We start from the raw sequence: 12,330 nt of genomic DNA, 5'->3' as shown, positions 1-12,330 counted from the left end.
TCAGGCCGCCCCAGGGCCCCTGAACGTGCGCCGGGGTCTCACGTCTTCGGCACGACCACGGTGACCGTCCACTCCTGAAGGCCGTCGCAGGAGACCCGGGCCGGATCGCTCGGACACAGCGGGCGGGACGATGTCAGCCGGACCGTTCCCGCCGAGACCGCCCGGTAGGCGGCGGACGCGTCGCCCGGCTGGAGGACGATCCCGCTGTTGGTGGCCTCCAGCCCGGTTCCGGCGGTCTTCACGGGCGTCCAGGGCCGGCGGGTGGTGCCGTCCAGGGAGACGCGGATCGTCTCGCCGGGCGCCAGACAGTACGTGTGGCCGGTGTCGGCGGCCCCCAGCTCCCCCTTCGCCGTGGCACAGCTCGGGTGGGACGGGGACGGGGTCGGGGACGACGACACGGTGCCGCCGCCGCCCGCGTCGCCTCCGCTCTGCGCACCGCAGCCCGCGAGGAGCAGGGTCAGAGCGGCGAGGGCGATGGTCCGGGTGTGGGTCGTTCGGCGCATGGGTGGCCTCCTTGCGGGTTGGACGTGCCACCGGTGGATCAGGATCCATCCCGCGCGTGACAGGGCCCCGGCCGCCGAAGCGGCCGGGGCCCTGCTCCGGGTCGGCCGCCGAGGCGGCCGGTCCCCTGCCGCGGGTCAGCTGGTCGTCAGGGCGGTGTCGTCCACGACGAAGCTGGTCTGGAGCGAGGAGTCCTCGACGCCGCTGAACTTCAGCGTGACGGTCGAACCGGCGAAGGAGGACAGGTCGAAGGTCTTCTGGGCGTACCCGGTGGCCTTGTTGAGGTTGGAGTAGGTCGCGAGCGTGGTGGAGCCCGCGGTGACGGTGAGCTTGTCGTAGGCCGAGGTGGTGGTGGTCTCGGCCGTGTCGACGTGGAGGTAGAAGGTGAGGGTGGCCTTGCAGCCGGACGGGACGGTCACCGACTGGGACAGCGTGTCGGTGTGGGTCGAGCCGTAGCCGTCGAGCCAGGCGTCGTACGAGCCGCCGTGCGTGGCCTCACCGGTGTCATTGGTGATGACGCCGCTCGTCTCGCTCCATACGGTGGCGCCCGACTCGAAACCCTGGTTGCCGAGCAGCTGCGCCGAGGTGCAGGTGCCGCCGCCCGATGTGCTGACGGTCCAGGTGAAGGAGGCCGAACCGGAGGCGCCCGTGCTGTCCTTCGCCGTGACGGTGACCGCGTAGGTGCCCGCCGTGCTCGCGGTGCCGGAGATCAGCCCGGTCGAGCTGCTGATCGACAGACCGGTCGGCAGCCCGGTCGCGCTGTACGTGAGGGTCGCGCCCGCGCTGTCGCTCGCCGAGATCTGGAGGCTCGCCGAGCCGCCGGTGGCCGTGGACTGGCTGCCCGGGTTGGTGACGGTCACGGTGTTGCCGGTGCTGGTGCCCGAGGTGAAGGCGGCCGTGCCGTTGGGGGTGCCCCAGCCGGTCGGGCCGTCGTAGCCGGTGGCCGCGGTGCAGAAGTACGAAGGGGAGCAGGAGCCGTTGTTGCCGCTCGTCACGTCGTACAGGTTCGAGGTGTGGGAGTAGGGGTACTTCGCCGGGTAGTCGGCGGAACCCGGGGTGCCGGCCAGCGCGTACACGCCCGCGATGATGGGCGACGAGGCGCTGGTGCCGCCGTAGACCGCCCAGCCGGAGCCGCCGTAGGTGTCGTAGACCGCCACGCCGGTGGCGGGGTCGGCGACCGCGGAGACGTCGGACTCCATGCGCTTGGTGCAGCCGGTGTCGGTCTGCCAGGACGGCTTGGCGTCGTAGGCGGAGCAGCCGGAACCGGTGCCCTCGGTGCTGCTGGTCTTCCAGACCGACTCGGTCCAGCCGCGGGTGCTGGAGGAGGTGCTCAGCGCGGTACCGCCGACGGCGGTCACGTACTGGGAGGTCGCCGGGTACTCGGAGCCGTAGGCCTCGTCACCCGAGGAGACCGTGATGGCGACGCCCGGGTGCTTGAAGTACGAGGTGTCCTCGCCGGTCTGCGAGGAGGACTCGGAGCCGCCCCAGCTGTTGGAGACGAACTTCGCGCCCAGCGCGACCGCTTCGTTCTCCGCGATACCGAGGTCGGAGTCGTTCGCGGAGCTCGCCTCGACGAGGATGATGTTGCAGTTGGGGCAGACGGCGCTGACCATGTCGATGTCGAGCGCCTCCTCACCCGCCCAGCCGGAGTCGTTCGTCGGCAGTGAGGTGGTCGAACCGGTCTGGCTGACCTGCTTGAAGCAGCCGTTGGCCTTGGTGCAGGCGGACAGGCCGAACTGGGTTCGGTAGGTGGCCAGGTCGGCGGCGGCGTTGGGGTCGTTGTAGGCGTCGACCACGGCGACCGTCAGGCCGGAGCCGCCCGTCGAGGGCAGGTTGTAGGCGCTGTGCAGGTTGGCCGGGCTGAGACCGGACACCGCGGCGGCGGCGTCGGGGGAGACCTTGGCCGCGAGCTTCTGCGCGATGTCGGTGCGGCGCTGCGCGAAGCACGACATCTGGCCGGGCTTCGTCGCCTCGGCGCACAGGTGCTCGGTCGCGACCTTCTGGCCGGCCTTGCCGGTCGAGTGGACCGACTGGCGGGCGGGATCGGTCAGGGCCCCGGCGTTCTGGGTGGTCCGGGAGACGTGGGGGATCGGGGCGGGCTGTGCGTCGGCGGGAGGGGCCGCGGCGAACCCGGCGAGGCCGAGGGCCAGGGCGGGAAGGGCGGCGGTGAGGAGTCTTCGCAGGCTCCGGGCGGGTCTGCCGGAGGGTATCGGGCGCTGGGAACGCATGGGGGTGTCGCCTCCATCGGTTCGAGGCCGGTGCCGCTCGGCCGGGGTAGGGCCGTGCGCGACGCCATAGCCGGAAGTGGGGGTTCTCGGCGCTCTGAAGGGACGGGCCCGTGACGCGCGTAGCGCGAACTGTGGAGAGACACGTCATGGGCATGCCAATTCAGTCGTCCTGGCGTGCCGTGGTGCGCGGCATGACGGGACGGCCAGAACCTAGCCGGGGTGAACGACGTGCGAACAGCCGTGCCGGAAGAACTTTGCCGCTCCATGGACGGGGATTGGCACGGCGATTGGAGGCGCGGGGGCAGTACGTGACGAAAGCCGGGCTGCACGGGGCGGCCCGGCTCTCATCACTGACGAACGCTCAGAACACTCGGACCGATCGGAGCAGTCGGACCGATCGGAGCAGTCGGACCGGTCGGAACACTCGGACCGGTCGGAACAGTCGGACCGGTCAGAAGTCCTCGTCGAGGTCGACCGTGCCCTCCACCGCGACCTGGTACGCGGACGGCCGGCGCTCGAAGAAGTTGGTCAGCTCCTGGACACCCTGGAGCTCCATGAAGGAGAACGGGTTCTCGGAGCCGTACACCGGCGCGAAGCCCAGCCGCTGAAGGCGCTGGTCGGCGACGCACTCCAGGTACTGCCGCATCGAGTCGGTGTTCATGCCCGGCAGGCCCTCGCCGCACAGGTCGCGCCCGAACTGCAGCTCGGCCTCGACGGCCTCGCGCAGCATGTCGGTCACCTGCTCCTGGAGCCGGTCGTCGAAGAGCTCCGGCTCCTCCTTGCGGACGGTGTCGACGACCTCGAAGGCGAAGCTCATGTGCATCGTCTCGTCGCGGAACACCCAGTTGGTGCCGGTCGCCAGGCCGTGCAGCAGACCCCGGCTGCGGAACCAGTAGACGTACGCGAAGGCCCCGTAGAAGAAGAGCCCCTCGATGCACGCCGCGAAGCAGATGAGGTTCAGCAGGAAGCGGCGGCGGTCGGCCTGGGTCTCCAGCCGGTCCAGCTTCTCCACCGAGTCCATCCACTTGAAGCAGAACTGCGCCTTCTCGCGGATGGAGGGGATGCTCTCGACGGCCGCGAAGGCCGCGGTGCGGTCCTCCGGGTCGGGCAGATAGGTGTCGAGCAGCGTCAGATAGAACTGGACGTGCACGGCCTCCTCGAAGAGCTGACGGCTCAGGTAGAGCCGCGCCTCGGGGGAGTTGATGTGCTTGTACAGCGTCAGCACCAGGTTGTTCGACACGATCGAGTCGCCCGTCGCGAAGAACGCGACCAGCCGGCCGATCATGTGCTGCTCACCCGGCGTCAGCTTCGCGAGGTCGGCGACGTCCGAGTGGAGGTCGACCTCCTCGACGGTCCAGGTGTTCTTGATGGCGTCCCGGTAGCGCTCGTAGAAGTCCGGGTAGCGCATGGGGCGCAGGGTGAGTTCGAAGCCCGGGTCGAGGAGGTTCTTCTCGGACGCGGCCTTCTCGGTGGTGGTGTCGCTCATTACTGGCAGGCCTCGCAGGACTCGGGGTTTTCCAGGGAGCAGGCGACTGCGTCGGGGTCGGCCGCCTGCTGCACGGGGATGGTCTTCTCGGGCTGCGCCTGCGCCTGGGCCGCGCGGGCGATGCGCGTCGCCGGGCGGGACCGCAGGTAGTACGTCGTCTTCAGGCCCGACTTCCAGGCGTACGAGTACATCGAGGAGAGCTTGCCGATGGTCGGCGTCTCCAGGAACAGGTTCAGGGACTGGGCCTGGTCCAGGAACGGGGTCCGGGCGGCGGCCATGTCGATCAGGCCGCGCTGCGGGATCTCCCACGCCGTGCGGTACAGGTCGCGGACGTCCTGCGGGACCCAGGTGAAGCCCTGCACCGAGCCGCTGGACTCGCGCAGCGCCTCACGCGTCTGCGCGTCCCACACACCGAGCTTCTTCAGCTCGGCCACCAGGTAGGAGTTGACCTGGAGGAACTCGCCGGAGAGCGTCTCGCGCTTGAACAGGTTCGACACCTGCGGCTCGATGCACTCGTACACGCCCGCGATGGACGCGATGGTGGCGGTCGGCGCGATGGCGAGGAGCAGCGAGTTGCGCATGCCGACCGCCGCGATCCGCTGCCGCAGGGCGGCCCAGCGCTCCGGCCAGTTCAGCTCGACGTCGAAGTGGTCCGGGTGCAGCACTCCACGGGCGGTACGGGTCTTCTCCCAGGCGGGGAGCGGGCCGTTGCGCTCGGCGAGGTCGGCGGAGGCCTCGTAGGAGGCGAGCATGATGCGCTCGGCGATCCGGGTGGACAGGGCGCGGGCCTCGGGCGAGTCGAAGGGCAGCCGCAGCTTGAAGAAGACGTCCTGGAGGCCCATCGCGCCGAGGCCGACCGGACGCCACTTGGCGTTGGAGCGGCCCGCCTGCTCGGTCGGGTAGAAGTTGATGTCGACGACGCGGTCGAGGAAGGTCACCGCGGTGCGCACGGTCTCGTCGAGCCGCTCCCAGTCGATGTCGTCACCGACCACGAACGCGCCCAGGTTGACCGAGCCCAGGTTGCAGACCGCCGTCTCCCCGTCGTCCGTCACCTCCAGGATCTCGGTGCACAGGTTCGAGGAGTGGACGGTGTGGCCCGGCTCCGCCGTCTGGTTGGCGGTGCGGTTGGCGGCGTCCTTGAAGGTCATCCAGCCGTTGCCGGTCTGCGCGAGGGTGCGCATCATGCGGCCGTACAGGTCGCGGGCCGGAATGGTCTTCTTGGCGAGGCCCGCCTCCTCGGCCTTGCGGTACGCGGCGTCGAACGCGTCGCCCCACAGGTCGACCAGTTCCGGTACGTCGGCGGGGGAGAAGAGCGACCAGACGCCGTCCTCGTTCACCCGGCGCATGAACTCGTCCGGGATCCAGTGCGCGAGGTTCAGGTTGTGCGTACGCCGGGCGTCCTCACCGGTGTTGTCGCGCAGCTCCAGGAACTCCTCGATGTCGGAGTGCCAGGTCTCCAGGTACACCGCGGCCGCGCCCTTGCGCCGGCCGCCCTGGTTCACCGCGGCGACCGAGGCGTCGAGCGTCTTGAGGAACGGGACGATGCCGTTGGAGTGCCCGTTGGTGCCGCGGATCAGCGAACCGCGCGAGCGGATACGGGAGTAGGACAGGCCGATGCCGCCCGCGTGCTTCGACAGGCGCGCCACCTGGTGGTAGCGGTCGTAGATGGAGTCCAGCTCGTCCAGCGGGGAGTCGAGGAGGTAGCAGGACGACATCTGCGGGTGCCGCGTACCGGAGTTGAAGAGCGTGGGGGAGGAGGGGAGGTAGTCCAGGCGGCTCATGAGCCGGTAGAGCGCGGCGACTTCGTCCACCGAGCGGGCCGTGTCGTCCTCGGCGAGGCCGGCCGCCACCCGGAGCATGAAGTGCTGGGGCGTCTCGACGACCTTGCGGGTGATCGGGTGCCGGAGCAGATAGCGGCTGTGCAGCGTGCGCAGCCCGAAGTAGCCGAAGCGGTCGTCGCCCTCGGAGTCGATGAGCGCGTCGAGGCGGGCCGTGTGCAGCCGGACGAACGCGGCCGTGCGGTCGGCGATCAGACCCTCGCGGTGGCCGACGGCGACCGACTCGGAGAAGGTCGTGACGCCCTGGGAGGCGGCCTCCGCGGCGACGCTGATCGTGAGGAGGCGGGCGGCCAGCCGGGAGTAGACGGGGTCCTCGGAGATGAGACCCGCGGCCGCCTCGGTGGCCAGTTCGCGCAGCTCGGCCTCGTCGGCGCGGGCGGACCGGCCGCGCAGCGCCGCGGCGGCGACCCGGCCGGGGTCGGCGTCGGTGAGGTCGGCGGTGAGACCGGTCAGGGTCCGCAGCAGCGCGGTTCCGGGACCGTCGGTCTCCACCCGGGCCTGCTGCGCGGTCACTGAAGCCGGATCGGCTGGCGCGATGGTCACGTGGGGATCTCCCTCGCTCGGCACAGGGCCTGGCGGGAGGAGCGGGGCACACGGGAGCGCTTCTGGGCAGCACGCACCGCGTCCACCGGCCCATTCCGCGAGGCCCGGACGTCGTCGGCACCCGGGCCGGACGGCCGGGGCGCGCTGTCGGCAGGTCCTCGGACTGACGCGAGTGCGGGCACGCGGAAACGCGAACAAGCACAAGTACACCGTTGCGGGACAGTTCCGGATTCGCACCGGATTCCCCTGCGGTGACAGCGACCATGAGCATACATCTTGTGCCGGGCTCCGGGAGTGCCCCCACATGTTGTGTCGGGTCGGTGTCCGGGAGCACTACGGAGCGTGCTGGATCGTCAACTCGTAGGTGAGCAGCCGGATGTCGTCGAGCTCCGGAAGCGGGTACCAGTCGCGGTCGGGGGTGCGGGTGAAGCCCACGCGCTCGTAGACGCGGTGGGCGCTGTGCATGGTGCCCTGGGTGGACAGCACGACGCGCTCGCAGCCCGCCACGGCCCGTGCCCGCTCGACGCAGGCGCGCACGAGCGCCTCCCCGGCACCCCGGCCGCGTGCCGCGCGCGCGACCGCGAGCATCCGGATCTCGGCCTCCCCGGCGCGCGCGAAGTCCGCCATGGGGCTGCCGTCCGCCACGAAGGTCACACTGCCGAGCACCCGGTCCCCGTCGACGGCGACCAGCACCTCGGCGACGGCCGCGCGCCCCGCGACGTCCCGCAGCCTCTCCAGGTACGCGTCGCTCTCCCCGAAGTCGAGCAGCCCGTCTCCGAGATAGGCCTGCGCCGCGATCTCGCCGATGGTGGGGTACTCCTCGGGGCGCGCCCGCCTGATGACGATGTCCATGCCGGCGAGTGTGCCCGACCGGCACGGCGACGGGCCGCCGGTTTTCGTCCGGCGGCCCGTCGTGCGGCGCTGTCGCGTCGTTCGTTCCTGGTGACTGGTGACTGGTGACTGGTGACTGGTGACTGGTGACTGGTGACTGGTGACTGGTGGCTAGTGGCTCGCGTCCGCCGTGGCCGGCGGGAGCTCCGTCTCGACTCCGGGGTCTCCCGCGTCGGCCGTGTAGTCCAAGGGCGAGGTCTCGTCGATGCCGTCCGGGGCCTTGAACGCCCTGAGGGCGAAGGTGAGGACGACGGCCACGGCCACGTTCAGGACGAACGCCGTCAGGCCGATGTAGCCGATCTCCCCGATGCCGGGGATCTCCTTCGAGCTGCCGCCGAAGTGCTTCTGGGTCGGCGAGGCCACGCCGTAGGCGGCGATCGTGCCGTAGAGCATGCCGACCGCCCAGCCGCCCAGCAGCGCCCAGCGGTGGAACCAGCGGGTGAACAGCCCGCCGACCAGCGACGGGAAGGTCTGCAGGATCCAGATGCCGCCCAGCAGCTGGAAGTTGATCGCGACGGTCTTGTCCATGGTCAGGACGAAGACCAGCGCGCCCACCTTCACCAGGAGCGACACCAGCTTGGAGACCTGCGTCTCCTGGCGCGGGGTCGCGGCCGGGTTGATGAAGTCCTTGTAGATGTTGCGGGTGAAGAGGTTCGCGGCCGCGATGGACATGATGGCCGCCGGGACGAGCGCGCCGATGCCGATGGCGGCGAAGGCCACGCCCGCGAACCAGTCGGGGAACATGTTCTCGAAGAGCTGGGGGATGGCGAGTTGGCCGTTGGTGACCTTCACGCCGGCCGCGATCGCCATGAACCCGAGCAGGGCGAGCAGGCCCAGCATCAGCGAGTACAGCGGCAGGATCGTGGTGTTCCGGCGGATCACCTCCCGGCTGCGGCCGGACAGCGTCGCGGTGACCGAGTGCGGATACATGAACAGCGCCAGCGCCGAGCCGAGCGCGAGGGTGGCGTACGTCCACTGGCCCGCCTGCGCGGGGACGAGCCCCCCGGCGCCCGCGGCCGTGTACTTGTCGCTCGCCGCCTTGAAGATCTCGTCGAAGCCGCCCAGTTTGATCGGGATGTAGATGATGGCCACCGCGATCACGATGTAGATCAGGGTGTCCTTCACGAACGCGATCAGGGCGGGGGCCCGCAGCCCCGAGGAGTAGGTGTACGCGGCCAGCACGCCGAAGGCGATGAGGAGCGGCAGGTCCTTGACGAACCAGTTGGTGCTGTCGCCGCCGCCCACGCCCATCACGTCGAGTACGGCCTGGATGCCGACGAGTTGGAGCGCGATGTACGGCATGGTGGCCAGGATGCCGGTGACCGCCACGGCGAGGGACAGGCTCTTGGAGCCGAAGCGGCCGCGCACGAAGTCCGAGGTCGTCACATAGCCGTGCTTGTGGGAGACCGACCACAGGCGGGGCAGGAACGTGAAGATCAGCGGGTAGACCAGGATCGTGTACGGCACGGCGAAGAAGCCGGCCGCGCCCGCCGCGTAGATCGCCGCGGGCACGGCGACGAAGGTGTACGCGGTGTAGAGGTCGCCGCCGAGCAGGAACCAGGTCACCCAGGTGCCGAAGGACCGCCCGCCCAGGCCCCATTCGTCGAGGCTGTGCTCGTCGGCGGCCCTGCGCCAGCGCGCGGCCAGGAAGCCCATGACCGTGACGGCCAGGAAGAAGAAGACGAAGACGCCGAGGGCGACGCCGTTCACACCGTCGTTCATGCTCCGGCACCTCCCTCGGCGGACGTGGACGCGGAGGCGCGGGCGCGGGCGCGCTGGTCACGCCGCCACAGCTGGTACGCGGTCACGGTCAGCACCGTGGACAGGGGCACCCACAGCAACTGGTACCAGTAGAAGAACGGGATGCCGATGAACGCCGGGTCGGTCTTCGTGTAGGAGCCGACCCACAGCATCGCCACGAAGGGCGCGAACAGACAGAGGGCGATCACCACACGTACCGGTGTCACCACCGGTGGTTTCACTTCGGGCAGGTCTGACATAGGGCGACTCCGTCCCCTCATCGATCACCTGGGTAACGCGCAGGCAATCTAGGGGATGGTTCCGCTCTAGGGAACCCCTGCTCGGACGGCGGGTGTGGAGGGTTCGTGTCGGAGCGCACGGCGCCCTCGGCGGGCGCGGAACCCCTGGGGCCGGTACGGCGCCTGACGGTCCGTCCGGGCCCGCCGGGCCGGGCGGCGCAACGCGCGGGTACGGGAGCGTGCGCCCCATACCCGCGGGTTACGCCATATGGCTCAGTCCTGCGGGCGCTTGAGGCGGGCGACGAACTTGTACCGGTCGCCCCGGTACACCGACCGCACCCATTCCACCGGCTCGCCCTGCCGGTCGAGCGAGTGGCGGGAGAGCATCAGCATGGGCAGGCCCACGTCGGTGCCGAGCAGTCCGGCCTCGCGCGGCGTCGCCAGCGAGGTCTCGATGGTCTCCTCGGCCTCGGCGAGGTGGACGTCGTACACCTCGGCGAGCGCGGTGTAGAGGGAGGTGTACTTGACGAGCGACCTGCGCAGGGCGGGGAAGCGCTTGGCGGAGAGATGGGTCGTCTCGATGGCCATCGGCTCGCCGCTCGCCAGGCGCAGCCGCTCGATGCGCAGCACCCGGCCGCCGGCCGAGATGTCGAGCAGGCCGGCGAGGGTCTCGTCCGCCGTGATGTAGCCGATGTCCAGCAGCTGCGAGGTGGGTTCGAGGCCCTGGGCGCGCATGTCCTCGGTGTACGAGGTCAGTTGGAGCGCCTGGGAGACCTTCGGTTTGGCGACGAAGGTGCCCTTGCCCTGGATGCGTTCGAGACGGCCCTCGACGACCAGCTCCTGAAGGGCCTGCCGCACCGTGGTGCGCGAGGTGTCGAACTCGGCGGCGAGGGTCCGCTCGGGCGGTACCGGCGTCCCGGGCGGCAGTGTCTCCGTCATGCCGAGCAGGTGCTTCTTGAGGCGGTAGTACTTGGGCACGCGCGCGGTACGGATGGGCGCCCCACCCTCGTTCTCCGCACTGCTGACGTCGGTGCTCATGCTCTGCCTTCCCGGCTCCGGATGCCGAAGCGACCGACATATCGACGGCCACGGCTCACATCGTGGCACGGCTTGCTGCGCGAGTGTCCCCCGCACGCTCCGTGATCCCCTCTATATACCGTCGGCGCACCCGTTGGTCTAGTCCATCGCGCGCAGACGGTGGCGCGCGAGGCGGTGGGGACGGCCGTGCGGACGGCCCGGGGGCGGTTCCCTCGCAGGTCCTGAACAGGCCCGCTGTTTATGCCGCTTACCTACTTAAAGGTCCTTGCATATGTAGGTCCCATAACGGACGACTGGACGGGCTTACGCACCCTTGACACCCCTCTAGGTCTAGGCCAAGCTCCCCGTACTGGTCTACACCATTGGTCCAGTCCCGGCCCCACGGGCGGTACACGGCGTATGTCACCGCGGGGAGCAGGGGGGTTTGTGGCATCCCTGAGGAGGGTGGCGTGAAGCGCAAGCTGGTAGCCGCGATCGGTATCGCGGGCATGATCTTCTCCGTCGCGGCGTGCGGGAACGACAACAAGTCCGGGGGGTCGGACAAGGGCGCGGACGCCAAGGAGCTGACGGTCTGGCTCACGGTCGACGCGCAGAACAACTGGCCCGAGCTGGTCACGGCGGCCGACGCGGCGATCAAGGCGAAGCACCCCGGCATCAAGATCAAGCACGAGTACTACGGCTGGCCGGACAAGAACACCAAGCTCGACGCGGTCCTCGCCACCGACAAGGCGCCGGACGTGGTCGAGATGGGCAACTCCGAGATGCTCGGCTACATGGTCAAGGGTGCCTTCGCTCCCCTCGACGCCTCGAAGTTCGAGAACTCGGACGGCTGGCTGGACGGCCTCAAGACCTCCGTCACCTACGACGGCAAGACCTACGGCGTGCCGTACTACGCCGGTGGCCGCGTCGGCAACTGGCGCAAGGACGTCGCCGCCTCGGCCGGCGTGAAGACCCCGCCGAAGACGTACCAGGAGCTCACCTCCGATCTGGACAAGATCCAGAAGAAGGGGGGCAGCAAGTTCAGCGCCTGGTACCAGCCCACCCGTGACTGGTACGCGGCCATGTCCTTCGTCTACGACGCCGGCGGCTCCATCGCGACGCAGGAGGGCGGCCAGTGGAAGGCCAACCTCTCCTCGCCCGAGTCGGTCAAGGGCCTCACCGAGTTCAAGACCGTCGTCGACAAGTACATGCACGGCGACAAGACCAAGGACGAGTCCGACCGTTACATCGTCTACGGCCAGGGCAAGTCCGGCATGATCTTCGGTGCCGCCTGGGAGGGCGCGACCGCCGAGGCCCCGGAGAGCGACAAGACCGGCAAGCTCAAGGGCAACCTCGAGAACTTCGTGATGCCCGGCCCGTCCGGCAAGAACCTCCCGGTCTTCCTGGGCGGCTCCGACCTCGCCGTCCCGGTGAAGTCGAAGGCGCAGGCCGTCGCCGCCGAGTGGATCAACGCGTTCACCGGCGCCAAGGGCCAGAAGGGCCTGATGGCCAAGGGCAACCTGCCCAACAACAAGACCGACCTCGCCACCCTGAAGAACGACCCGGCGACGGTCGTCCCGGCCACCGCGGCCGAGTCCAGCTGGTTCGTCCCGATGGCGCCGGGCTGGGGCCAGGTCGAGAAGGCCCAGGTCCTGCAGACCATGCTGCAGAACATCGGCACCGGCAAGAAGTCGGTCGCGGACGCCGCGAAGGAAGCGGACGCCGCCATCGACAAGGTCATCAACACCAAGTGACCTGAGAGCAGGGCCCCGTCGGTCCTCCTTCGCGGAGGGGCGGGGCCCTGCCTCCCGTACGGCCCGGCCAGGGGCTCGCCCCCCGCAGCGCCC

General features: G+C 69.8%; 9 protein-coding genes and 1 riboswitch. Of the genes, 1 reads left to right on the top strand and 8 read right to left on the bottom strand.

The features are described from left to right. Positions 1–38 precede the first annotated feature (38 nt). From N4G66_RS33215 to N4G66_RS33180, 8 genes are all read right to left on the bottom strand, one after another. Positions 39–503 (bottom strand): hypothetical protein, encoded by a 465-nt coding sequence (locus tag N4G66_RS33215; protein WP_261707985.1) that lies wholly within the window; start codon positions 501–503, stop codon positions 39–41. 135 nt (positions 504–638) lie between these two features. After that, positions 639–2,729 (bottom strand): putative Ig domain-containing protein, encoded by a 2,091-nt coding sequence (locus tag N4G66_RS33210; protein WP_261707984.1) that lies wholly within the window; start codon positions 2,727–2,729, stop codon positions 639–641. A 451-nt stretch (positions 2,730–3,180) separates the two neighbouring features. Then, on the bottom strand, positions 3,181–4,215 hold the full coding sequence (locus N4G66_RS33205) for a ribonucleotide-diphosphate reductase subunit beta (RefSeq protein WP_261707983.1): 1,035 nt from the start codon (positions 4,213–4,215) through the stop codon (positions 3,181–3,183). Next, complete coding sequence (locus tag N4G66_RS33200; RefSeq protein ID WP_261707982.1) at positions 4,215–6,596, bottom strand: ribonucleoside-diphosphate reductase subunit alpha; 2,382 nt, start codon at positions 6,594–6,596, stop codon at positions 4,215–4,217. The genes N4G66_RS33205 and N4G66_RS33200 overlap by 1 nt, the downstream gene beginning before the upstream one ends. Positions 6,597–6,728: 132 nt before the next feature. Next, positions 6,729–6,877: riboswitch (cobalamin riboswitch) on the bottom strand. A 52-nt stretch (positions 6,878–6,929) separates the two neighbouring features. Continuing rightward, the gene (locus N4G66_RS33195; protein ID WP_261707981.1) at positions 6,930–7,448 is read right to left on the bottom strand and encodes a GNAT family N-acetyltransferase; all 519 of its coding nucleotides are present in this window, start codon (positions 7,446–7,448) and stop codon (positions 6,930–6,932) included. A gap of 150 nt (positions 7,449–7,598) precedes the next feature. Then, a complete protein-coding gene (gene mctP / locus N4G66_RS33190) occupies positions 7,599–9,209 on the bottom strand; it encodes a monocarboxylate uptake permease MctP (protein WP_261707980.1) in 1,611 nt (536 codons plus the stop codon). Next, positions 9,206–9,487 (bottom strand): DUF3311 domain-containing protein, encoded by a 282-nt coding sequence (locus N4G66_RS33185; RefSeq protein WP_261707979.1) that lies wholly within the window; start codon positions 9,485–9,487, stop codon positions 9,206–9,208. Before N4G66_RS33185 ends, mctP begins: the two co-directional genes overlap by 4 nt. Positions 9,488–9,739: 252 nt before the next feature. After that, positions 9,740–10,504, bottom strand: a complete 765-nt coding sequence (locus N4G66_RS33180) for a GntR family transcriptional regulator (protein ID WP_261707978.1) — start codon at positions 10,502–10,504, stop codon at positions 9,740–9,742. A 449-nt stretch (positions 10,505–10,953) separates the two neighbouring features. On the opposite strand from N4G66_RS33180, the gene N4G66_RS33175 reads away from it, so the two are divergent. Continuing rightward, positions 10,954–12,237 (top strand): extracellular solute-binding protein, encoded by a 1,284-nt coding sequence (locus tag N4G66_RS33175; RefSeq protein WP_261707977.1) that lies wholly within the window; start codon positions 10,954–10,956, stop codon positions 12,235–12,237. Positions 12,238–12,330: the final 93 nt, after the last annotated feature.

Source organism: Streptomyces rhizosphaerihabitans (genome assembly GCF_025399795.1).
Taxonomy (GTDB): Bacteria; Actinomycetota; Actinomycetes; order Streptomycetales; family Streptomycetaceae; genus Streptomyces; species Streptomyces rhizosphaerihabitans.
This window is presented reverse-complemented; position numbering and strand designations above follow the sequence as displayed.